Source organism: Dyadobacter luteus (assembly GCF_003383615.1).
Lineage (GTDB): Bacteria > Bacteroidota > Bacteroidia > Cytophagales > Spirosomataceae > Dyadobacter > Dyadobacter luteus.
Genome location: NZ_QNUL01000001.1, coordinates 453,738 through 478,294, shown reverse-complemented (window position 1 = coordinate 478,294; position 24,557 = coordinate 453,738). Strand labels below are relative to the sequence as shown.

19 protein-coding genes are annotated in these 24,557 nt (G+C 44.0%); 14 read left to right on the top strand and 5 right to left on the bottom strand.

The window, feature by feature from the left end; all coding sequences use genetic code 11:
- The first annotated feature begins 2 nt into the window (after nt 1-2).
- The 3 genes from DSL64_RS01895 to DSL64_RS01885 all read left to right on the top strand — a co-directional run bounded on the left by DSL64_RS01895 (nt 3) and on the right by DSL64_RS01885 (nt 5,156).
- On the top strand, nt 3-962 hold the full coding sequence (locus tag DSL64_RS01895) for a FecR domain-containing protein (protein ID WP_115828933.1): 960 nt from the start codon (nt 3-5) through the stop codon (nt 960-962).
- A 152-nt stretch (nt 963-1,114) separates the two neighbouring features.
- Nucleotides 1,115-3,868, top strand: coding sequence for a TonB-dependent receptor (locus DSL64_RS01890; protein WP_115828932.1), 2,754 nt, complete (start codon nt 1,115-1,117; stop codon nt 3,866-3,868).
- Between the two features lie 112 nt (nt 3,869-3,980).
- Nucleotides 3,981-5,156 carry a PepSY-associated TM helix domain-containing protein gene (locus tag DSL64_RS01885; protein WP_115828931.1) on the top strand — a complete coding sequence of 392 codons (1,176 nt, stop codon included), beginning with the start codon at nt 3,981-3,983 and terminating at the stop codon, nt 5,154-5,156.
- 83 nt (nt 5,157-5,239) lie between these two features.
- On the opposite strand, the gene DSL64_RS01880 is transcribed toward DSL64_RS01885, so the two are convergent.
- From DSL64_RS01880 to DSL64_RS01875, 3 genes are all read right to left on the bottom strand, one after another.
- Nucleotides 5,240-6,016: a sensor histidine kinase gene (locus DSL64_RS01880; protein ID WP_115828930.1), complete on the bottom strand. Its 777-nt coding sequence runs from the start codon at nt 6,014-6,016 to the stop codon at nt 5,240-5,242.
- A 441-nt stretch (nt 6,017-6,457) separates the two neighbouring features.
- A complete protein-coding gene (locus tag DSL64_RS28790; RefSeq protein WP_147300314.1) occupies nt 6,458-6,697 on the bottom strand; it encodes a hypothetical protein in 240 nt (79 codons plus the stop codon).
- Complete coding sequence (locus DSL64_RS01875) at nt 6,675-7,850, bottom strand: MFS transporter (protein ID WP_115828929.1); 1,176 nt, start codon at nt 7,848-7,850, stop codon at nt 6,675-6,677. The genes DSL64_RS28790 and DSL64_RS01875 overlap by 23 nt, the downstream gene beginning before the upstream one ends.
- Nucleotides 7,851-7,946: 96 nt before the next feature.
- Between DSL64_RS01875 and DSL64_RS01870 the strand changes: the two genes are divergently transcribed.
- The 8 genes from DSL64_RS01870 to mnhG all read left to right on the top strand — a co-directional run bounded on the left by DSL64_RS01870 (nt 7,947) and on the right by mnhG (nt 14,318).
- Entirely contained in the window at nt 7,947-8,342 is a 396-nt protein-coding gene (locus tag DSL64_RS01870; RefSeq protein ID WP_115828928.1) for a winged helix-turn-helix transcriptional regulator, read from the top strand.
- Between the two features lie 287 nt (nt 8,343-8,629).
- Nucleotides 8,630-10,945: a hydrogen gas-evolving membrane-bound hydrogenase subunit E gene (mbhE, locus tag DSL64_RS01865; RefSeq protein ID WP_115828927.1), complete on the top strand. Its 2,316-nt coding sequence runs from the start codon at nt 8,630-8,632 to the stop codon at nt 10,943-10,945.
- Nucleotides 10,946-10,949: 4 nt separating this feature from the next.
- Nucleotides 10,950-11,363 (top strand): Na+/H+ antiporter subunit B, encoded by a 414-nt coding sequence (locus DSL64_RS01860; RefSeq protein WP_115828926.1) that lies wholly within the window; start codon nt 10,950-10,952, stop codon nt 11,361-11,363.
- A gap of 2 nt (nt 11,364-11,365) precedes the next feature.
- Nucleotides 11,366-11,722: a Na+/H+ antiporter subunit C gene (locus DSL64_RS01855; RefSeq protein ID WP_115828925.1), complete on the top strand. Its 357-nt coding sequence runs from the start codon at nt 11,366-11,368 to the stop codon at nt 11,720-11,722.
- Nucleotides 11,719-13,224 (top strand): proton-conducting transporter transmembrane domain-containing protein, encoded by a 1,506-nt coding sequence (locus DSL64_RS01850; RefSeq protein ID WP_115828924.1) that lies wholly within the window; start codon nt 11,719-11,721, stop codon nt 13,222-13,224. Before DSL64_RS01855 ends, DSL64_RS01850 begins: the two co-directional genes overlap by 4 nt.
- Nucleotides 13,225-13,231: 7 nt before the next feature.
- Complete coding sequence (locus tag DSL64_RS01845; protein ID WP_115828923.1) at nt 13,232-13,708, top strand: Na+/H+ antiporter subunit E; 477 nt, start codon at nt 13,232-13,234, stop codon at nt 13,706-13,708.
- Nucleotides 13,705-13,971, top strand: a complete 267-nt coding sequence (locus DSL64_RS01840; protein ID WP_115828922.1) for a monovalent cation/H+ antiporter complex subunit F — start codon at nt 13,705-13,707, stop codon at nt 13,969-13,971. Before DSL64_RS01845 ends, DSL64_RS01840 begins: the two co-directional genes overlap by 4 nt.
- Entirely contained in the window at nt 13,968-14,318 is a 351-nt protein-coding gene (mnhG, locus tag DSL64_RS01835) for a monovalent cation/H(+) antiporter subunit G (protein ID WP_115828921.1), read from the top strand. Before DSL64_RS01840 ends, mnhG begins: the two co-directional genes overlap by 4 nt.
- Nucleotides 14,319-14,381: 63 nt before the next feature.
- Here the strand turns inward: mnhG and DSL64_RS01830 are convergent, their stop codons facing one another.
- Nucleotides 14,382-14,885, bottom strand: coding sequence for a YfbM family protein (locus DSL64_RS01830; protein WP_115828920.1), 504 nt, complete (start codon nt 14,883-14,885; stop codon nt 14,382-14,384).
- A gap of 32 nt (nt 14,886-14,917) precedes the next feature.
- The gene (locus DSL64_RS01825; RefSeq protein ID WP_115828919.1) at nt 14,918-15,694 is read right to left on the bottom strand and encodes a nucleotidyltransferase domain-containing protein; all 777 of its coding nucleotides are present in this window, start codon (nt 15,692-15,694) and stop codon (nt 14,918-14,920) included.
- Between the two features lie 240 nt (nt 15,695-15,934).
- On the opposite strand from DSL64_RS01825, the gene DSL64_RS01820 reads away from it, so the two are divergent.
- The 3 genes from DSL64_RS01820 (at nt 15,935) to DSL64_RS01810 (ending at nt 24,495) form a co-directional block, all read left to right on the top strand.
- Nucleotides 15,935-17,602, top strand: coding sequence for a hypothetical protein (locus tag DSL64_RS01820; RefSeq protein WP_115828918.1), 1,668 nt, complete (start codon nt 15,935-15,937; stop codon nt 17,600-17,602).
- Nucleotides 17,603-17,723: 121 nt separating this feature from the next.
- A complete protein-coding gene (locus tag DSL64_RS01815) occupies nt 17,724-23,651 on the top strand; it encodes a cellulose binding domain-containing protein (RefSeq protein ID WP_115828917.1) in 5,928 nt (1,975 codons plus the stop codon).
- Nucleotides 23,652-23,844: 193 nt separating this feature from the next.
- The gene (locus DSL64_RS01810) at nt 23,845-24,495 is read left to right on the top strand and encodes an RNA polymerase sigma-70 factor (RefSeq protein WP_115828916.1); all 651 of its coding nucleotides are present in this window, start codon (nt 23,845-23,847) and stop codon (nt 24,493-24,495) included.
- Nucleotides 24,496-24,557 lie beyond the last annotated feature (62 nt).

The following is a 24,557-nucleotide window of genomic DNA, read 5'->3' as shown; positions in this document are numbered from 1 at the left end:
CTATGCAGGTAACCCCCGAATTACTGGAAAAATACCAACTTGGTCTTTGCAACAAGCAAGAAGAAAAGCTTGTGGAAGACTGGTTACTGCTTGATGAAAATGATTCAGCTTATCCGTCTGTACCCGGAGAAAATGACGCGATCCGGGAAATATGGGAGGAATTAAGAGAAGAAGTAAGTCCTGAGCCGGTTTCGCTGATATTTAACACTGCGCACATTGTACGGATCCCGACAAGCTTCGCCGCTTGCATTGCTGTAATATTCAGTGTGTGGTATTTATCGGGGAAAAGTGGGTTTTCTCCTCAGGATTCCAAATCTGCTTCTGTCGCATTTAAGTCTTTAAGGACAAGCGGCGGAGAGCGCCGAAAATACGAGCTTCCCGACGGTACAGTTGTTTTTCTTAATGCAGGTAGTGAGCTGCGTTATCCGGAAAACTTTACCGACACCTCACGTACTGCCTGGTTAACAGGTGAAGCCTTTTTTGAGGTAGCTAAGGACTCTTTACGTCCGTTTACGATTCATACCAGCCATAGCGAAACTCGTGTACTCGGCACTGCTTTCAGTCTCAAAGCCTACGTTGAGGACCCAATGACAACACTGATCGTACAAGAAGGTAAGGTGCGTTTTTCAGACACAGAGAATAAGGAGTCACATCTGATCCTGACGGCTAATGAAAAAGGAATTTTGCAAAGTGGACAACTCGAATCAAGTAACGTATATGCAGCGGGTTACACGGGATGGAAGGAAAATAAATTAGTACTCAACAATCAACAGCTCACCGAAATTGTACCCATACTGGAGCGATGGTATGGAATAAAAGTCAATGTTAGCTCCTCAGAATTAGGTATCAGGCGTTGCACGGGCACATTTGCCAACCCGACATTAAAAAGTCTGATGGCAAGCCTGGGCTATTCTATGAACTTTAAATATAAAATCCACGACAATGATGTTTTAATTTATTGATAATGAATAACAAAGGAAGGCCTCCTTAAAAAAACCTCACGGTTGTCTCCGTGAGGCAAGCGGCAAAAGCCGCAGACCCAGGTGTAAGTTTGGCGACAGAGCACCTGGATAAATAGTCCATTGCATGAAACAATAACCATTTTTTCAAAATTATGAATTCTTGCTTACAATCTGGCAGCAGATTTTTACTGAAACCCAAAAACAGAGAAAAAATTTCACAGAAGTGGCTTGCTCAATTACGCCGTTTGTGGATGATAGCAGCTGTGGTTCTTACCAGTTTTGGTGTTGTGACAGGGCAAAACCACATTCTGGACAAAAAAATTACATTAGACGTACAAGCCATGACAATTGCCGATGTCCTTCATGTACTTGAAGAACAAACGGGCTGTACTTTTGTTTACAGCAGCACACTTTTGGATACGCAGCGAAAAGTCAATGCACGCTATCAAAACATTTCCCTATCCGCCGCGCTCAAAGAATTGCTGGGCGATGTGGCTCGTGGAATTTATGTTCAGGGAACTCAAGTCAACATAAGACCTGTAAAAGGTGAAAGCCGGGGAAATCTGAAAGGCTCTGTACAAACTTCGGACGGAGAACCGGCAGATTTTGTAAACGTGCAGGTAAAGGGGACGATGAAGGGGACTATCACGAATGATAGAGGAGAGTTTGCAATAAAAAACCTGCCTGCAGGCAAACAAATTCTGATCATCCACCTCCTTGGTTACGAGCCGATAGAAATTCAGGTAGACATACCTGCAGACCAGACAACAGTGGTACCACCCGTTTTTATTAAAGAGGATAGTCAAACGCTGCACGAAGTGGTGATTAAGGCGCAAATGAGCCGATTTAACTCCAAAGAGAGTGACTTCGTAGCAAAATTACCTTTGAAAAACCTTGAAAATCCGCAGGTTTATTCCTCGCTTTCCAAGGATCTGCTGGCAGAACAGGTAATCACCGACCTTAGTGACGGGCTCAGAAATACGCCCGGCATCATCAAAATGCAGGCAAGCATAGGGCGAAGCGGAGATGGTGCCGTTTACTATAATCTGCGTGGTTTTCCAACCAGAATATCCATGGTTGACGGTATTCCTGCTCAGACGAATGGCGAGTTTGATCTGGCCAACATCGAAAAAATAGAAGTCATCAAAGGGCCGTCAGGTACGCTGTATGGAGGAGCATTGACAACCTTTGGTGGACTGATCAATATTGTCAGCAAGAAACCAATGGATACATTTGGCGGTGAGATTGCCTACACGATGGGAAGTTTCAACTTAAACCGTATATCTGCCGATGTTTACGGAGCGCTGAATAAAAGTAAAACACTTACGGCAAGAATGAATGTGGCTTATCATAACAGGGATAGTTTTCAGGATGCAGGCTTCAGAAAGTCCACCTTTCTTGCTCCTGTAATTGACTATCGTGTTAATGATCGTTTAAGGTTTAGTGTAGGAGCCGAGTTTTATAATTACGAGGGAACGAATCCTTCGATCGTTTTCCTGAGCCGTACCCGCCAGTTTTATGCAAGAACTCCCCAGCAGTTGAATTTTGACTGGAAACGTTCTTACACGAGCAATGATATTACCCTGCAGGCCCCGTCATCGAATGTGCATGGAAAAGCCGATTATAAAATCTCCGGAGAGTGGACCTCACAAACGAGCTTTTCGCGAAATGTTCGCAAAACGGATGGCATGTACCAATATGAGTTTGTAAGGGGCAATGCAAGTGATGATTTACTGGAACGAAATGTTCAGTTACAGAACTCTCAGGCGGTATCTACGAGCATTCAGCAGAATTTCACAGGAGATTTTAGAATCGGAACTTTAAGAAACAGGGTTGTTATTGGTCTGGATTATTTAAATCAAAATGCGAATAACAGCAATTCTCCTATTGTTAAGTTTGACACCATAAGTGGCTCTACCGCAGCTGCTAAATATGTCTTGCTTTCTCGCGCTTCAGCCCAGGCAAAAATTACAGCCAGTAAAGATGCCCCGACCAAAAATTACACTAATGGAAATATTTACAGTGCCTATATTTCTAATGTTCTGAACATTACGGACAGATTATTAACTATGCTGAGTGTGCGGGTAGACCGTTTTGATAGCAGAGGGACGTTTAACCAAGCTACGAATCAAGTTGTACCCAACAGCAAATATTTACAGACTGCTGTTTCTCCAAAATTCGGATTGACTTACCAGGTGGTTAAAGATCATGTTTCTATATTTGGTAATTACATGAATGGGTTTAGCAATGTAGCACCTGTAACACAGCCATTGCCAGATATCTCAGGGACGTTTAAACCACAACAGGCAAATCAGCTGGAAGGCGGAATCAAAATGGAACTGCTAAAAAGCCGGGTTAGTTTCACGGCAAGCTACTATGACATTACCGTCGATAATACCATACGTGTTGAAAGCCTGGTCAGAGATCAAATGGAATATCCGATAACGGTCCAGAATGGTACGCAGAGCAGCAAAGGAATAGAGATCGAGTTGCTTGCAAATCCGCTTCCGGGCTTGAATTTTGTGGGAGGCTACACCCATAATAACAGTAAGTTGATCAAGTCCAGCGAGGCCCTGGAGGGAAGAAGACCTTCTTCTGCCGGTCCGGCTGATCTGGTAAATGTATGGCTAAGTTATTCCCTTACCAATGGAAAGCTGAAAGGTTTAGGGCTGGGTTTTGGTGGAAATTACGTCAGCGAACACGTTACAGTCAACTCGGCAACAACCGGAATATTTACATTTCCTTCATATACACTTTTAAACAGCACTGCCTTTTACGAAACGAGGAGCTATCGCTTAGGACTCAAATTCGAAAATATGAGCAACCAGCAGTACTTCACAGGACAAGGGGTAGTCAGCCCTCAGCTGCCAAGAAATTTTTCGGCAAATGTAACGGTCAAATTCTAGCGTGAGAGAATAAGATTTCTTTCTTGTGTAGTCTGTTTTGATGATCAGGCCCGGGCCTTCTGGGTTCGGGCTGTAGTCTTATATTTAAAGAGCATCTCAGTATCGATCCAAAATGAAATTTAAAAAAATTACCAGAGTCCTGCACCTTTGGCTTGGGCTGGGGAGTGGGTTTGTGATATTTGTGCTGGGTATAACCGGCGCAATTTATGTCTTTACTGATGAGCTTAAAACGGTGTTTTACCGTGACAGACTTTTTGTAGAGGCGTCATCCAAACCCAGAATGCCACTCAGCAAGCTGATACCGAAAGTGGAAAAAGAGCTGGAGGGGAATCCTGTCAGCAGGGTTGAAATGTATGCAGCACCGGATCGCTCCTACGTTTTCAGATCAATGAAACTGGATCCCGAAGGTTTTTCGCATTGGGATTATTACAAGTTTTATAAACGGGTCTATGTAAATCCCTATGATGGAACTATATTGTATGTAGAGAATTCAAAAAATGAGTTTTTTAATCTGGTGCTGGGTCTGCACATGCGGTTACTTTTTGGCGAAAAAATAGGTCATGCTGTGGTAAGCTATTCAGTATTAGCCTTCGTTGTGCTGTTACTTTCCGGAATAGTACTTTGGATGCCCAAAAAGTGGAATACAACGGAGCGAAATAAGAGCTTCAAAATTAAGTGGTCAGCGAAATTCAAACGCATTAACTATGATTTACACAATGTGCTGGGCTTTTATGCATTCCTGGTACTATTGATGATAGCAATTACAGGGTTATGCTGGAGCTTCGATTGGATGAAAAACTCCGTGCGTTACATCGCCAATGGCGCAAAAAATGTAGAAAAGGTAAAGCCGGCTGTCTCCGATTCAACTCAATTTAGCACTGCTTCGGCGGTTGATGTTGCATTTAGTTCTGCCAGGACCCAGTCCGGACAAGCCTTTTCTTTTCTCATCAATTTTCCTTCCAAACCGGAAGGTACAATTAACATTTCCAGCTATCTCAGTAGCTGGAATCTACATGACCGCGTGCAAGCAAGTTATGATCGCTATACCGGGAAATTGCTACGGTCCTCTACATATGAAGAACTTAATACTGGCGATAAGGTTTACCAACTCAATTATGACCTGCACACAGGAACCTATTTAAATCTTCCATCGCGGATCCTGGCATTTGTTGCCAGTCTGATTGCCGCCTGCTTACCGTTAACAGGTTTTTACATCTGGTGGGGCAAGCGACCTACACAAAAAAAGCAAAGATCAGAAAGGCAGATCCGTGTTAAACTGAATGTGTAGGGAGCAGGGTTATGGGAACTGGTCAAATCTTAATACTCAGAGTGGTTTGACTCATAATTTATCAAATTTCGGGAATTAATAGGCTATCGTACCATGACCGAATAAGGCAGTAAAATTCTCACAGTGGTTCCGTTTCCCTCTTCACTGAGGATAGTCAGTTGGCCATTTATCATGGATAGGATGTCCATAATCATCTTGAAACCTAAACCAGTCATGTGCAGATTTTTATGAGTTTGATCGGCAAGGAAAGCTTTTAGTTCTCTAAGTTTAAAATCGGGTTTTCCCTTTCCGGTATCACTAATCTCAATAGACAGTTGATTTTTCAGTTGCTGAACCTGAAAAGAAATACCTCCTCTTTCAGTATTCTTAATGGCGTTATCAACCAGATTATGCAAGACAATTTTTAACAATTTTGCATTAATATTGATGTTTACCCTGGGGTCAATGCTATTAACAAATTGATTATTTCTGGCTACTGCCGCGTGCAGAAATGCCGCTGCCGCATCGCTTACAAGTTTATGAAGGTTTACTGTTTGCGAACGGAACTGGTCAGCCTGCAGCCGCTCTTTCATGAGAGACATTAATTTTTCAGTATGGTCGCTAATCCGCTTCGCTCCCTCATAGAGCAGATACATTTCCCCGGCCTCTATAGCTTCTTTATTTGTTGCTCTGTCAAAGAAATTCCTGATTATGGTGGTCAGGTAGTGCAGTGGTGTACTTATATCATGGGTAATACTGTGGTTTAAATCCTTCTGATAATTTAAATGCGTTTTCAGCTGCTTTTCTGATTGTTCAAGGTTCAGTATTATATGATTGAATTCCTGCGTGCGAAGTGCCACCTGCTTTTCCAGTGCAACCATCCTGCATTTTTTGTAATGCAACCGCAGCCATATCAATGCCCAAATTATCAATCCTGCAAAGCATAATATACCAATTCAGAGCCAGAGTGTTGTACACCAGTTTGTATCAAGTAGGGAAGCTAAACCGAATTTCGAGGATCGCGGCTGCAAGGTTTGCTCACTTATTTCGATCCCTGAGTCTAATAACGAAAGACGAGCTTTCGGGGTCAGGTACTTCAATCCAAAACTGCCCATTACTACTGATTTTACACTAATTTGCTGTAGCCCATCATTACGAGTATCGAGGCGTGGTGTAATGAGGCATATTGCAGCCTGCATAAGTTGCTGAGCAAATAACTAGTAAGCAAAAAGACAGCAACACCCCTTGCAAGTAGGGTGTCACTGACTTCGATTTCAAGAATATCGATTTCAAACCATTAAAGGCGGACTTTGAATCAAAGGTTACTGATCAATGACCAGTAAATCAACCACCAACGTATTAGACCTCCGGTTCGTCATCTGGTCACCTGTTTCAGATATAAAAACTGGCCAGGTTTTTTCTGCGCTTATGGCTGTCACGACATCGTTACGTGGTAATGAGGCATACCTCCGGGTAACAAAAGGCACCTTCGCGTTGCTCGCGTGGATTCTTGTAGTGGAAGATAGAGGAGGCTTCAAATTATTCACAACGTACCGGCTCATATATAGTTGCTCTGTTTACCTGCTCAACCTTCCACCGCAGTCCTATCATTGCTATTGCAAGTGCCCCGAATACCAGCGTTAGCCAGGGTGTGTATTCTACGCCGTATTTCACTATGACAAAGCCACCTATGGTTGTCCCGAAAGTGACTCCCAGATTTCCGAAGGAGGTTGCCAGGCTGTTGGCGAATTCCATGGCGTCAGGTGCTGATGAAATCATATAGGTTGAGGCGTTCAAAAAGCTGGGGGAATACAAAAAGCCCCACAGCGCTATCACAGCGATTGTTACTGCAGTATCTCCTCCTGAAAAATGCAGCAGCAGGGGGATAAGAATAGTGCCTGCTAAAAAGAACAGAGTAGTTATGACTATATTGAAATTCAACATTTTACCTGACAGGTAGTTGGCCAGTACACCTATTGCTCCAAAGATGAAAAGCATGTAGCTGACCATTGTACTATCCATATTTTTTGCTTTCGTGAGGTATTCCGCAAAGTAGCTGTACATGGAAAACCAAGCTGAAATCATAAAAAAGTTCATAGCCGTACTGATAATGAAGGTTGGCCTCTTTAAAATTTGTATCTGACTACCGAAAGACTTTCTGGTTTTTACCGGTAGGTTCGGCAGGCCAAAGTGAATGAAACACAAGGCAAGAAAACTAACAAATGCCTGCACCATAAATGAATATTCCCAGCTCAGCTTACTGGCAAGATAAGTAGCAAAGGGAACTGTGGTAAGCATCGCAATAGCTACTCCACTGAAAACAATGCTCATCAACTCATTCTCATTGGTCTTATTTCCTTTCGATACTGCCACTGAAAGTGCTGTGGCAATATAGACCGGTTGTAAGAATGCGGGTAGTATTCTCACGAAAATAAGTACCCAGAAAGGAGGCGAAAACGATGATACGACACCGGTAATCAGAAAAATACATAATGTCGTGAACATGATTTTTTTTCTATCAAATCTGGAAGATAGCAATGTCATGAATGGCCCGGTAAGCGCAATCACAAGTGCAAAAGCACTCAATAAATAGCCCGCTTTATCTATTGTAATGTTGTAGTAATCTGCGATTTGAGGCAGGATGCCGATTACCCCGAATTCTGTTGTAATAATTCCAAGAAAGCCAATGCAACCAATGTATGCGTACTTTTTCATGCTGTAGTTTAATTTTTGAACAGCCAAAATTATTTCAGAACCCTTAAATTTGTACTGTATACAACTGAATGTGCGGTACGCACAAAAATGTAAGTAATGGGTAAGAGAAAACAGAGCTCCAGCAATATGCAGAATGAAAAATTCATAACTGAATGTGATCTGGCTTATGCAGTATGTAAAATCGGCGGAAGATGGAAGCTGCTTATTCTGGGGAAGCTGGAAGGCGGGAAACTGCGATATAGTGAACTGCGTAGTCAGATTGGCGAGGTGACGGAAAGAATGCTTACGTTACAGCTGAGAGAGTTGGAAAAAGAAGGATTGGTAAAGCGGACTGTATATGCTGAAGTGCCTCCCAGAGTTGATTATGAACTAACTGACATCGCAAGGGAATTAATCCCTGCATGGAGAATTCTGGAAGCGTGGGGTGCTAAGCATCGGTTATTGGCTCAACATGAGTCGGAAATCAAGGAACCTGAGACATCATTGCAATAAGCGGTTTCAGTAAAACAACTACAGCATATCCATTTCTCTCACTTCATTGCTTGCCTGCCAGCCATATCTTTCGTATATTGGTTACTTTCAGAATTTACGCTGTTCTGGCGTAGAAATTGCAACGGTTTTTACTGGATGTTACCAAAGAGGTGCAGTAAGATATAAATCCGTTTCAATCATGAAGAGAGTCTTCTCTCAGGATAATCAAGATGACTACTGTTAGCGTCTGCCAGCCTATTGAGTAATAGGCTGCTGTAATCTTTTTCTGACTATCTAAATGCGCATAAATGTTATTCACAATACTGATAGGGTTAATTACATCATGTTTGCTGATTCCACTGGGAAAATATTTCAGATCCCCTGTGAGTGTTGCGCTGGCTCTACTGCCGGTGATTTTATTCGGCTATTTTGTTTACCATATTCCTCAGGTAAGCTCAGGTGAAACGCTGTACGAAAGCACTAAGTGGGTACCTTCATTGGGAATTAACTTTGATTTTCGGCTGGATGGATTGTCTCTGCTTTTTAGCTTGCTTATTACGGGTATCGGTTCGCTGATTTTTGTCTACGCCAGTTCCTATTTGAAAGGGCATCCCTATCTGGATCGTTTCTACGGTTATCTGTGCCTGTTTATGTCCGCCATGCTGGGGGTGGTCTTGTCGGACAATATACTGTTGCTTTTCATTTTCTGGGAACTTACCAGTATCAGCTCTTTCTTTCTGATCGGCTTTAATAATGACAGTGCCGTTTCACGTAAGAGTGCGCTCACGGCACTGAGCATGACAGGTTTGGGAGGGTTTTTACTTCTGGCGGGGATGGTGCTCATCGGAGAAATGGCCGGTACCTATTCCATTGGTGAACTGATTAATGCATCCGGCGTGATCACAGAGCATCCATTGTATCCTTTAGTTTTAGGATTGGTATTGATGGGGGCATTCACAAAGTCTGCCCAGTTTCCTTTCCATTTCTGGTTGCCGGGGGCAATGAAAGCGCCAACTCCTGTTTCAGCTTATCTGCATTCTGCGACGATGGTGAAGGCTGGCATATTTCTGATGGCCAGATTTACGCCTATTTTGGGGGGGACACCACTATGGTCTTATACCCTTCTGATCGTCGGAGGAGTTACCATGTTGTATGCGGCTGTTCACTCACTTTTCAGAACAGACTTGAAAGGGGTTTTGGCATATTCTACAATTGCAGTTTTAGGTGTACTCACTTTTCTGATCGGACTTGGAACTGAAGAGGCATTCATCGCTGCCGGTACGTTTATTATCGCTCACGCCTTGTACAAGGCTTCTCTGTTTCTTGTTACCGGTGTTATTGATTATCAAACCGGTACCCGGGATATTACACGTTTGGGCGGACTGCGAAAGGTGCTGTTCCCCGTTTTCGTTGCAGGGACTCTGGCGGCCTTGTCCAGTGCGGGACTTCCTTTTTCGTTCGGATTTATTGGTAAGGATCTGATCTACGAGGCTACACTGACCGCTGGCGATCCTCTGAGAATATTGTTGACAGTCGTGGCGGTGATTGCTAATATTTGTCTGGTTGCGGCAGGCTTTATGGCCGGTATCAAACCTTTTGCCGGAGCATTGCCCACTCAATTTGCAGATGTTAAAATGCCGTCTGCGTTGGTATGGATACCGCCTTTGATTTTGGGTTTATCGGGTTTTGCACTTGGCTGCTTTCCTGATTTGGCGGGGCAGTATATCGTAGCTCCAACTGTAAGTGCGTTAACGGTAGAACCCGTCGAGTTCACGTTGAAAATATGGCATGGCTTCAATACAGTGTTGTTATTAAGCGGAATCACAATCATTGCAGGAACTGTTGTTTATCTGTTCAACAAACCCGCAGTAAGTAAAATAGCTTTTGTCGAAAGGTTTAACAGCTATACGCCTCACTACTTTTTTCAGAAGTCGTGGATTACCTTCAGGCGATTCTCGGTATGGTATACAGGCTTTATGCACAACGGTTTCCTGCGTTCCTACCTGATCAAAATTATCATCTTCGCAGAGATTTTGCTCATCTATGAATTGGTAAAAGGAGGGCCGATCTATATTGATTACGGTAAACTAATCCCTGTAAGCGTTCATGAGGGGATCAATGTATTGATTTTACTGGGAGCGATTTATTTAACTGTCACCACCACGTCCAGGCTCACAGCAGTGGTGGGAACCAGTATTATCGGCTATGCGATCTGTTTAATGTTTGTCTTCTACAGCGCGCCCGACCTTGCCATTACCCAGTTTACGATTGACACGCTCACAGTAGTTTTGTTTGTTTTTGTTTTATTCAATCTGCCTTCATTTTTGGTTGTCGCGCATGGGAATCGATCCATCGTGATCAGAGATGCTCTGGTGGCCGGCTTATTCGGGATTTTGTTATCCTTGACAGCCATTAAAGTGCTGCAGGTGCCTACCGTCAAGGACATCAGTGAGTTTTATGGAAAGTTTGCCTACTCACTAGCCAAGGGGAAAAACGTGGTGAATATTGTTTTGGTAGACTTCAGAGGCTTCGATACCATGTTTGAAATAGTGGTGCTGAGTATTTCTGCCATTGGTGTGTATAGCCTGATCAAGTTGAGATTAAAAACATCAGAAAAAGATTAACCTTATGAAAAGTCCCATATTACAGTCAGCGTCCAGGTATTTGCTACCCATCCTTTTGCTGTTTTCTGTCTTCCTATTGCTACGAGGGCACTATTATCCCGGCGGTGGTTTTGTAGGCGGATTGGTCGCTGCGATCGCATTTGTTTTGCATAGCTTCGCTTTTGGTACAGCCGAAAGTATGAAAATGCTGAAGTACAAACCGTCAGCCATTATTCCTGTGGGTTTGATTGTTGCAGCCATAGCTATGTTTCTGCCAGTACTTTTCGGACTTCCGGTTATGACAGGATTATGGATAGAGGAGCCCATACCAGTTGTAGGAATGATCGGATCCGCTTTGCTTTTTGACATCGGGGTTTATCTGGTAGTCATTGGTGTGGTACTAACGATTTTATTCACGATATCCCTGGAAACACACTAACTATGGAGCTTTTATTAGTATTTCTTATAGGTGCGCTGTATGCTTCCGGTGTGTACCTGATATTGAGAAGAAGCATGGTACGCCTGCTTCTGGGAATTATCCTGCTAGGTAACGGTACCAACATTCTGATCTTCTTGCTCGGGACGATTACCAAAGGAAAACCGCCCGTTATGGCAGCAAACCTGGAAGTATTTGAAGATATATATGCCGATCCGATTCCGCAGGCTTTGATATTAACGGCCATTGTAATCAGCTTCGGACTTACCTCATTTGCCATTGTTTTACTCAAACGTGTCTATGCCCTGCTGGGTACGGATGATCTTGATACATTGAATACCCCACAGGAAGAAGATATATGATTGATAATCACATAGTAGCTACAGTATTAGTTCATTTGTTCACAGCACTGGCTCAGTTGCTGTTACCGAAAAAGACTGTCCCGCAAATGATATTGAGCATTGCAGGATGTTTGTTGAGTTTTCTGCTTGCTCTGGCCCTGTTTATGAAGGTATACAGCGGCGGCATTCTTACCATGAATGCTGCCAACTGGGATGCACCTTTCGGTATTGTATTTGTGGCTGACCTGTTCAGCAGTACGATGGTTTTGCTGACATCCGTTGCAGCTTTGGCAGTATCCATTTTTTCTGCAGTAGGCGTGGGGAGAGCCAGAATGCTGTTTGGCTATTTTCCCATATTTCATTTCCTGATTATGGGGTTGAACGGGGCGTTTCTGACCGGCGATATATTCAATCTGTATGTCTGGTTCGAAGTGGTGATCATCTCATCTTTCGTGCTGTTGACTCTCGGAGGAAGGATACCGCAACTTGAAGGTGCCGTGAAGTATATGGCGATGAATATACTGGCATCCATGTTTTTTCTGACCGGAATCGGCATACTTTATGGTATTACAGGTTCATTGAATATGGCAGATCTTTCCTTGAAGATAGCCCAGGTTGAGGATCGCAGTGTAGTGAACCTGACTGCAATATTCTTTCTGGTTGGGTTTGGAATCAAGTCGGCAGTATTTCCGCTCTACTTCTGGTTACCATCTTCTTATCACACTCCACCTTCCGCTGTGGCAGCGGTTTTCGGAGGTCTGCTTACGAAATTGGGCCTATATGCTCTTTTCAGATGTTTCACGCTCTTGTTCGTCCCTGATGACTTTGCACAAACCGTTTTTATAATCATCGCCTGTGCTACCATTTTGACAGGCGCGTTTGGCGCGTTGATCAGGACAAATATCCGGCGTGTTTTGTCATACCTGATTGTCTGTCACATTGGCTTCGTAGTGGGCGGACTAGGGCTGTGTAGCAAAACAGCTTTGCTTGGAGCTGTATTTTACCTGATCCACGATATCATTGTCAAAACGAATCTGTTCCTGATCGCCGGATTGATCAGGCAACTCAGAGGAACCATGAATATGGGTAAACTTGGTGGCATATACGCAGAGTATCCGAAGATCTCACTGCTGATAGCCATTGTGTTGTTCTCGCTGGTGGGTATTCCTCCGCTTTCGGGTTTCTGGCCTAAAATTTATCTGATAGAAGCTGCGCTGATGTCAAAAAGTTATGCGTTCACCGCAAGTGTTATTTTAGGTAGTTTTATCACTTTGTTTGTTGTTGCCAAATTGTGGTCGGAGGTTTTCTGGAAGGATGCGGTTGTGGACGAAGTGATAGTTGATAATTTCAAACCGCTTAAAACCGGGAGAAAATTCCTGATGATACTGCCTATCGGAATACTGGCCTCCACCTCTTTGTTTATAGGTTTGAATGCGGAGTTTATTATTCAGGTCGCAGACCGTATTGCAAATGAAATGATTGATACTACTCCTTACACCAGTGCTGTATTGGGTAATAAATAACAGAACTATGATAAAACACTTATTGATGAATCTGCTGTTGTCCTTTATCTGGGTGGCGCTCACGGGCTCATTGTATTTTATGAATTTTTTCTTCGGGTTTCTGCTGGGCTTTTCGGTGCTTTGGATACTGAATCGTTCAGAGGAAGACCACCGCTATTTCACCAGAGTCCCGCAAACAATTATGTTCATTTTCTTTTTTGTGTACGAAATGATCGTGGCGAATCTCCAGGTGGCGTATGACGTAATTACCCCGAAATATTTCTTTAAGCCCGGCATTGTGCGCTATCCCTTGCAGGCCGATACCGATGTTGAGATCAGTATTTTGTCAACCATTATCTCCCTCACGCCGGGAACTTTGATTTTAGATATCAGCGAAGACAAAAAGTGGCTTTACATTCACGTAATGTATCTGGGAGATAAAGAACGTTTTATTCAGCGTATAAAAAATGGATTTGAAAAGAGACTATTAGCCATACTGAGATGACACTAAACCTGTATTTTGACTACGTAATATTTCCTTTATTGTCGGTTTCCGCGATATTGATTTTTATCCGGCTGTTTAAGGGGCCGGATCTGGTGGATCGTGTGATTTCAATAGATCTGATCATCACTACCGGGATCGCCGTGATTACCGCCATCAGCATCCGTTCGGCGCAACCGGTATTTTTAGATGTTGCCGTGATACTGGCACTGATTGCGTTTTTGGGCACCATTGCATTTTCATTTTACCTCGACAAACAAAAATGACAGTAACAGATATTTTTATCGCAATCTTCAGCACGCTGGGTTCGCTCGCTATTTTGTTTGCCGCCATTGGTATGGTCCGAATGCCGGATTTTTATCTGCGGCTGTCGGTGACTGTAAAAGCCGGCACCTTAGGAGTAGGGTTTCTGTTGTTTTGTGCGGCCGTGATATTTCCCGATATTTCAGTAACAACCAAAGCGATCGCTATTGCTTTCTTTTTGATCCTTACCGCGCCTGTAGCAGCCCATATGATCGCCCGGACTGCCTATCACATAGGTGTTCCGATGTGGAAGGACACGGTGATAGATGAGTTTGAAACGGAGGATGAGAGAGGGGATGGGGAGGAGTGAGATTTTAGTGAATTCTTGTTTTCAGACTCCCCCCAATTTTTTAGGGCTATTTAAGACAGGCGGTTAAGAAATAAAAGTTATTACTACATCTTCACTTTCTGCTGCAGAATTGAAGAATGCTTTAAGTAATTCAAAGTATTCAGTAAGATAGTCAAGAGCGTCGCTCTCATGCCATATCTCCGGATATATGCCTGCTTCGTTCATCGCCGCTCCGTCAAAGCGTTCTCTGAAGCCTTCAACAGAGAGTTGATCTAACGCAGAGTTTACCTGTTGAACCTCAGCCACGGTCAGGTATTGAGCCGGTCCGTAACCCAGATCCTGTTCTTCATCAATAACCTGATTGCTCATAAGCAGCCACGAAAAAGGAGCAGCAGCCTGATCTATATCCTGTATGCCATACCCTGTTAAGACAAATGTGATTGCTTCCCAGGTTTTATCTATATCCAGGACATCGCTTGGCTCGGTGTCATCTTCAGGAAATACTCTTTCTTCCAGAATAGAAGAATCTTCTAAAATTTCATTCAACTCCTCCTCGGATACGCGAAGGAGATAACCAATCATTCCCATAGTGTAATATTTAATTGTAATAGATCAAAGGGTCAGTCTAATGACCATGCTTCTTCTAACGTATTGATGAAAAGTGCATTGAGAAGCGTTGTGTCGGGTTGTATTGTTTGGCTAACTGTTTTGACGTACTCTTTATAAAAGAGAATCTTTGCTTCCAGAAAGTCATGCAAAACCTGAATTTTTGGTTCCTCACTCAGTTCATCTCCCCTTGATTTCCTGTCAAGTAAGTTAAGGATTTCTTCTTTAACGAGATGATCGTCTACCTGGCTTTCTAATAACTCATGGAATTCGGTGGGGGCCATGGTATTCGTGTTTTTGATCCAATCACAGGCCAGGATTGGGCGTAGCACATAAAAATACTTTTTGACGCGAACATTTTCCTTTTGTAAATACGACTGAAAGTTACCTTCTGCCATATGAAGGTAATGATAGATGCAGGATTTCGGATTAAAATAGTATGCTGTCAGATGTCGTAGCTGAGCCGCGGTGGAATACTTCTGTAAATAGACAATCGGGCTTCTGAGCCATTCAAGCATAGGCGGGTTCGACTTTCTGAATAGACGTAGGGCCTTTCTCAATTCCCAACCTGCCAGATCAATATCGTTCGGTAAAATTTCTTCCTGATTATCTCTTTGAGCATCAATTTGTAAGTACCATTCTAATTTATGAATGTAAATGTAGCGTACATCCCAATCACTATCGGCTGATGCAAAACCCCAGGCGCGACTTCCGCTTTCTACTGCATAAAGTATTTTAATGTCATGCTGCTTTTCCAGTCGTACAAGTTCATTGAGTATTTCTTCTGTCATACAATTAAGTAGGGTTCAAATTTTGTGACAATGGTTGCCAAAGCAGCATATCTGAGACCTCAAATATAAAGGTATGAATGCGATATGTAGCATCAATCGAAAGGAAGTTGAACATTTAAATAAGGTAGCTCAGATTATGTGCGTTCAAGGTATTAATCTTGTTTCCAGTTTTTTGACAGTAGTAAACCCACTGCCCCAAAGCCTTTTATCAGCACCAGTAATTCCTAAATCTAAAAACGTATGATTAAGCTTTTTCAAACAAAATATTTCATACTCCTATGGTTGTTTGTGAGCTGCTGCTTCGCTGTTCAGGGGCAGAACAAAAAGCCGGTTGAAGAAATTACGATCACGTCTGACGCAGGAGATACGCGGGTAACTGTTAATGAAAATGGACAGTTACAGGTCAACGTATCATCCAGACATGAGGCTATATTCAAAAAGGCCGGGGTAGTACGCTACAGTGATTTTGGGGCAAAGGGAGATGGGAAAACCGATGACATTGATGCAATTGCCGCAACGCATGCTTACGCAAATAGGCGTGGCCTGAGGGTGAAAGCTGATGACAAATCAACTTACTATATTTCAGGCAAAGAGCGGTCTGCGATCATCAGGACAGACACAGATTTTGGCAAGGCTGCTTTTATCATCGATGATATTGATGTGCAAAACCGGAATGCTTCTGTTTTTACAGTGAGCTCGGCACTTGAATCATTTAAATTGGATAAGATTACCTCTCTGAAAAGAAACCAGCAAAAAATAGATGTCGCCTTACCCGGACCTTGCCTGGTCACCGTTACAAATGCCAATGTAAAGCACTACATCAGATATGGTCTTAATCAGAATAACGGCTCTTCTCAGACGGACATCTTTGTGGTTGATAAAAATGGCAAGGTGGATATGAATGCTCCGATTATCTGGGATTTTGACCAGATCACTGATATTACTGCATTACCTATTGATGAAAAACCACTCAAAATAACCGGTGGACGTTTCACGACCATTGCAAACAAGGCGGATTCGAAATATACCTACTATAACCGCAATGTTGCGGTGCGCCGATCCCACGTAACCATCGAAGGCATGGAGCATCGTATCACTGGTGAAGATGATCATGGAGCTCCGTATGGAGGATTTATCAATATCGGCGATTGTTCCTATGTGACAGTGAAAAATGCAGTGCTGACCGGACATAAAACGTACAGCACAATAGGTACTGCCGGCAAGCCGGTGTCGATGGGAACTTATGACCTTTCTGTGAACCGTGCGTTGAATGTTTCGTTTATCAACTGTACCCAGACCAACGATATCAATGACAGCAAGTACTGGGGCATTCTTGGTTCGAACTTTTGCAAAAATATACTGTATGACAATTGTACATTATCCAGGTTTGATGCCCATCAGGGTGTTGCCAATGCAACAATCCGTAATTCAACGTTAGGTCACATGGGTATCAATGCTATTGGTAGCGGCATACTGATGATCGAAAATTCGACCATTCGGGGCAGGAGCATTGTGAATTTGCGCTCAGATTACGGGAGTACCTGGCAGGGAGAGGTGATCATTCGTAATTGCGTCTTCGTACCTGCCGATGGGAAACCAATGAGTGCATCCCTGATCAGCGGCTCTTACTCGGGTCAACATGACTTCGGTTATACCTGCTACATGCCGGAACGGATTACGATTGAAAACCTGGAGATTGATGACGCTTCACATCCCGATAATTACAAGGGACCCACCATCTTCAGTAACTTCAATCCGGAAATGAAAGACAATTCGTATCAGGAAAAATTCCCTTATGTAAAAACGAAACAGGTGATTCTTAAAAACGTGACTACTGCCAGCGGAAAGCCTGTAAGAGTAAGTGATAATACATTTATGTTCGGGGCTGTGAAAATCAAGGCTGATTGACAAGATACGCGAATCAGCCGGATTTTTCATTTTTTTTGTAAAATATCAAGTTTAAGTATAGGGATTTTGCTTTTTGTTTGTCTGACCTACATGTCACATTACTTAACGAAAAGCAATTTCTATGAAAAAACTATTCCGGACCATGGCCCTGTTCATCGTGTTGACAGGTGCTTTGCATTTTATCGCCAACGCACAGAGCTACAACTGGCGCCCTGTGAAAATGGGAGGGGGAGGCAACGTGACGAGTATCAAAGCGCATCCCAAAGTCCCTAACCTTTATTTCATTACAACTGACGTAGGTACACCTTACCGCTGGAACCACGCTGCCCAAAAATGGGAAGACCTGATGTGGTATGATAAAATCCCGACAACCTACTGGAACTGGGAAGTGGCCGCCAGGTGCGGAGATCTTGCCTTCGATCCGAATGACGCAACAGGAAACATTCTGTATGCAACGATTCAGACAGGTAAGGGGGCTAATCCTGGTGGTGGAACCGGGGTTGGCACGGTGATGAAGTCGATAGATAGGGGTGCAACCTGGACTGACTGCCAGCTTCCTATAACCGTACTCCCCAACAGCGACCAGACTTTCACTGACCGTCTGGTGGTTGATCCAAACAACAGCAATGTGGTATATGTGACAACACGTGCCAACGGAACATACAAAAGTACAGCAGCTGGGGCTGTCGGTTCATGGATCAAGGTCAATACTTCATTACCTGACGATCTGCCAGGTAGATTTATCGTTTTTGATAAAAGTGGTGGAGTACTTGGCGGTGTGACCAAAAATATTTTTCTCGGAAGCCGTGATGGCGTTTTTCGTAGTACAGATGGCGGTAATACATTTGTGTTGATGCCGGGAAGTCCGATTCGCCCGCGCCGGGCAAGTATTAGTAATGACGGAACGCTGTTTGTAACGCAAACACTTCGCGACTGGAATATAAAAGAGGAAGGTACTACTGTAAATAAATGGAATGGAAACAGCTGGATTGACATAACTCCTGCCAGCGGCAAGCAGTATAGCAGTGTTGGAGTTAATCCTGTTAACAGTAACGAAGTTATCATTGCAACGGCAGGGACATGGAATCATGATGTAGCTTACCGTAGTACAAATGGCGGAAATAGCGGCAGCTGGACGCCAATGGTACCAGCAACACGGGATGTTACAGAGGCACCTCATTCAAGTGGAAATGGAGCAAACGGCAACATCGGACATGATATCAACGGCTTTGTTTGGGATCCTTTCAACGAAGGTCAGGTGTGGTTCTCGGACATGCTCGACGTTGGGCAAACTACGAATGTCTGGGCAAGCCGCGTAACCTGGAAATTGCGCAATAACGGTTTGGAAGAAATAGTAGTAGCAGGACCGCTGGTAGCGCCTCCCTTCGGACCAAACTATCTGGTATCAACCACCGGCGATGTGGGCGGTTTTGACCACAAGACATTGGATATGCCACCTGCGAAGGGAATATCCAGCTTTTTTATCACCAATACCGGCTGTAATACCTCCGGCGGAGCTATCCAATATTCCGACCCGAATTTTATAGCCCGTGTCGGTAGTGATGGCTGGAATGGATCGGGTATAGGTGGTTACTCAACTGACGGAGGGACATCCTACACCAAGTTTGCATCATTGCCTGGAACGAGAGGCCGCATCGCGGTTTCTGCTACAAGCAGGAAAATGGTTTGGGTAACGCAGGGAGGCCTCACTTATCAATCCTCGAATTTAGGAACTACCTGGACACCTGCCAGCGGAGTACCCAATGCTGTTCTAAAACCTGGGGACATCTATCAAATCTGGGCAGGAATGAATCCGCTTGCAGCAGATAAGGTAAATGGTGATATGTTCTATATCTACGCTGCGGGGAAAATGTATGTCAGTACAAATGGTGGTGTAAGTTTCGCAGCTACGGCTGCTTCCAATTTGCCAAATGTGGGAAATGTAGCTCAAATGAACATAGAAACAACTCCAGGGAAAGAAGGTGATCTTTGGATTGCATTTGCAGCTAACAGTTCGCAGTATTCTAATGATGCAGGTCTGTATCATTCTACTGATGCAGGTCAGTCTTTCACAAAAGTGAACCCTACCGGTATCACAAAAGTGAAATGGGTTGCTGTTGGAAAAGCGGATACAACGGCTTCTTCCAATCCTGTTATCTATGTCACTTCGGAGAGCACGCCTATTAACGGAGTGACGCACGGAGTTTTCCGTTCCGACGACAATGGGGCTAGCTGGACAACTATCGCAAATCCTGTTCCGGGTATTGTGAGTAACATCGCTGCGGATCTGCACGGCAGAGTTTATCTTGGGATCGCCGGAAACGGAATCTTCGTTGGCGAACCTTCGGGTGGACCGGTTGTTTCTGTTGCAGTAACTCCTGCCGCGGACTCCGTGATAGTAGGTTTAACCAAACAACTGAAAGCAACACTTACTCCTGCCTATCCGTCCAACACTGCAGTAAGCTGGAGCTCTTCGGACGACAACATTGCCACAGTCAGCTCAACGGGATTGGTTACCGGTGTCAGTGCCGGTATCGCAAATATCACGGTAACTACACAAGATGGAGGCAAAACTGCCCAGAGCAGCATCAAAGTTACACCGGTAATCCATGTCACAAGCGTATTACTGGACTCAACCATCACCATTGGATTAAGTACAAGCAGAAATCTGACGGCAATCGTTCTGCCTGCCAATGCGCTTAACAAAAATGTGAGCTGGGCTTCGTCCGATACCACAGTGGCCAGGATCAATTCCAGCGGACTCGTGACCGGATTAAAACTGGGCACCACCACCATAACCGTAACCACGGAAGACGGAGCCAAAACGGCAACCGGTGTTTTGACGGTTGGAACTACAGTGATTGCAAACAACTGCGGCGGACCAACCATCGGTAATTTTGTAGCGGACAATCCGCAATCTTATAACATGTGGACCTCAACTGTTACCAATGCGATAGATATCAGCGGGGTAGTAAGACCTGCGCCAGCAGGCGCGTACAAAACGCAGCGTAACACTGGAGAACGGATGACCTACCTTTACGAAAATCTCATTCCCAACTCTAAGTATGTGGTACGCCTGCATTTTGCAGAGCTTTCAACGGTCATCACGGCTGGAAAAAGGAAATTTAACGTAACAGCAAACACGGTTGCCGATACTTTGCTTAAAAACTTTGACATTTTCACACAGGCAGGTGGGAGATACAAAGGAATCGTGCGCGAGTTTGAAGTGAAATCCACAGCGCAAGGACAGATTTCATTGGTTTTCAGGCCGATTGCAAACCTGAACTATCCTGCAATCAATGCCATTGAAATAGGTGTTACTCCACTTACTTCCGTCGCTGTAAATCCTTCCACTGCTATTGTGGGTGTGGGCGATACAACAAGACTGGCATCTGTAGTTTCACCGGCAAACGCCACCAATCAAAGAGTGACCTGGACTTCTTCCAACACTTCCGTTGTAAGTGTTGATGCCAACGGGCTGCTTAGAGGAATATCTCCTGGTTCTGTGGTAATTACTGCTACGACTGACGAAAGTAAGAAAACAGCTACATCAACTGTTACGGCAGCCAATATTGTTGTTACAGGTGTGAGTATTCCTGCAATCAGCGCTGTCGGGGTAAATAATTCAATAACTCTTGCAGCGACTGTACAACCGGCGAATGCGACAAATAAAGCAGTCGTTTGGTCTAGTTCGGATGCAGGTATCGTTTCAGTAAATCAAAGTGGTGTGGTTACAGGCGTTTCGCCAGGCAATGCAACCATTACGGTTACTACGCAGGACGGAGCAAAAACGGCAAGCAGTGCGATCACTTCTTCCAATGTTCTGCTGACCTCACTGGTTCTTAATAAAACAGCCGCTACCGTTGGTGTAGGTGACACTACTTCAATTAAAGCTACGGTCGCTCCGGCCATAGCAAGCAACAAAACGGTAATTTGGAGCTCATCCGATCCGTCTATTGCAACGGTAAGCAATAATGGATTGGTTACTGCGGTGGCTATCGGAACAGCCACCATCACAGCCACAGCGCAGGATGCAAGTGGCATTTCCTCATCTTCGGCAATAACTGTTGTAAGTGCGGGAGCGTGCGGCATTATGACCAACAATGGCTTTGAAAGCGGCTTTGTAAACTGGCTAAGAAACCCGAACGCGGCAGCGGCAAAAATAGGTACGTCTGCCAAAAGTGGATTAAAAAGTGCTGTAATCACTGCTGAACAGGGAGCAATTAATTATGGTAAAACAATCAACGTAACAGCCGGTTCGGAAATCAATTTTGAGGTTTGGGCAAAAGTTGAAGGAACGCCAAATCCTGCAAATGCCTCACAACTGATCTTCCCATGGTGGGCTGGAATCGGTCTGGATTTTTATGATGCACAGGGAGCCAAAGTTGATGCTGCAAAAATAGAATTACAGGTTTATCCTTCTACCCCAGGCGCTAACGGAACGGTATATTCTAAATATGCAGGAACCCGGACCGTACCCGCAAATGCTGTCAGGATTGGTATATGGGCTTCTAAGGCTGGTCCTTCCGGTCAGTTCGTATTAGATGATTTTTGCTTAACTATTGCTCCCCCACCTCAAACAGCACAAACGATTGCAATGGATACTATATCACCGAAAATTGTTGGTGCTGCTGGTTTTGATGCAGGTGCAGTAGCAAGCTCCGGTTTGCCTGTTAGCTATGCAAGCTCGGATACTACGGTGGCAATCATTTCTGATGGAAAAATTCAGGTTGTCGCGCCAGGATCTGCGGTGATAACCGCCTCTCAAATTGGCAACGAAACATACAGCGCTGCTCCTTCGTTGAGCCGTACGCTTTTTGTGTCATCCGGATTGAAGGTACTCTACAAAGACGGCGACAATGGTCAGGTAGACAATAACAATATCAAACCCTTCCTGACTATTTCAAATGAAAGTCCGGTCGCAGTTCCTTATAGCGAACTTACTGCACGCTACTGGATTACGGCGGAGAATTATGCGGGCATTAATAAATGGATTGACTACGCTGAAATGGGCAATAACAAGGTTTCCATGAATTACGTTGAGCTTGAAAAACCTCGTCAGGGTGCTTTGGGATATGTTGAATATCAGTTTAACTCGTCGGCAGGCAACTTGAATGCTGGTGGGAATTCTGGAGTAATACAGTCGCGGTTTGCTAATTTGAACTGGGAGAATCTTGCAGAAACGGATGACTATTCATTCAAAAACGGTTCGACTTTTGCAGAAAATAAGCATATAACTTTATACCGAAATGGTCAGCTGTGGTGGGGTACAGAACCTGATTCTATAACGGCAGTTGCAGATGTGAAGGTCTCTTCCGAGAATAAAAACACAAATTCGGCACCTTCTTCACTGAGCACCTGGCTAAAAATTGAGAACAAAGGAAATGTGCCGCTTGACTATGCTGATCTGTCTGTCCGTTACTGGTTTACTGCCGATGGGACAGCGAACCTGAATTACTGGATCGATTTTGCGAAGCTGGGAACTGCTAATATTTCAGGACAGTTTACATCCGGTCAGCAAAAAGCTGACGCCGATACGTACTTCGAAATAAAACCGGCAGCATCTCTTGGTAAACTCTATCCGCTGAGTAGCACTGGCAATATTCAGTACAGGATTGCCAAGTCGGACTGGTCAGTTTTTAATGAAGCGAACGACTACTCCTTCAAAGCAGCTGGCAACTTTGCTGAGAATAGCAAGATTACTGTTTACTACAAAGGCACGCTGGTATACGGCCAAGAGCCAGCCGGACAATCGGTGTCGCGAATGTATTTCCCGGTAGAAAATGGTGCTTCGTCCGGCATGACAGCTACAGTACTTGGTAATCCGGTACAGGGAGAGCATGCTGAAGTAGTGATTAAAGGAGCAACAGCCCCGGTGATTAACATTATCGTAACAGATAAAAATGGGCGTGCGTTATACCGTAAGTCAATTGAGAAGCCATCAGAGATTGAACAGCATTCTTTACCAGTTGGGAAAGGTTCAGGACTTTATCTGATTCGTGTAGAATCTGGCAGGGAAACATCTGTGATCAAGGTTATTAAACCGTAATAAATTCGTTTCTATCAGAGTGTTTTGTCCGGATCAACGTGAGTTGATCCGGATTTTTATTTGGTCGAAAGGGCGATTATCTCTGAATTTTTAAATTGAATTATTTACTGAAAAAAATTTATTATTTATAGTATAGGGATGCTACTTAACAACTTGTCTTTGTATTAAATTAAAAATGGTTTAATGAAACGCTATGACATTTGACTCTACCCAAAAACTTCCGTTACAATCACCTGAGATGGGGGATCTGTCTGCCCAGGATATACAGCCGGTGATGCTTAACGACGAATTTCTGATCAGAGAAACTTTCAGTCAAGATTCCCAAAAGGGTTGCGAACTGCTATTCCGAAAATACTACAGCAATTTATGCAACCATGCGATACGATTTGTGCATTCGCAGGAAGTGGCTGAGGATATTGTATCGGAGGTATTTGCTGCATTTTGGCAGAGCCGTACTTTCGAAATCATTACAACATCCTATCGAGCATATCTTTATAAAGCGGTTAGAAACCGGTCCTATAATTATGTCAAATGGGATCTGAACCGTACCTCGCCAATGGAAACGGTAACAACACCGTTCGCCACGCATGCGCTCAATCCCTGTGAAGCATTGCAGTACAATGAGCTTTCCCAACAGATTGAACGAATTGTACAGCAGCTGCCACCTCAGTGCAAAAGAGCATATCTGCTGAAACGTGTAGAAGGCAAAACACTCGAAGAAATAGCCTCGGAACTGCAGGTTACAACTAAAGCTGTGGAAGCGTTAATTACGCGTGCAATAAGCAGGCTCCGGGCAGGACTGAAAGACAGTTGGTTTATCTGCCTGATGCTCTATCTACAGTAATATTTTGAGTTAGTGCATGGGGTTATTGATACACTAATTGTCTGTATCCTGTATGTAAAGCT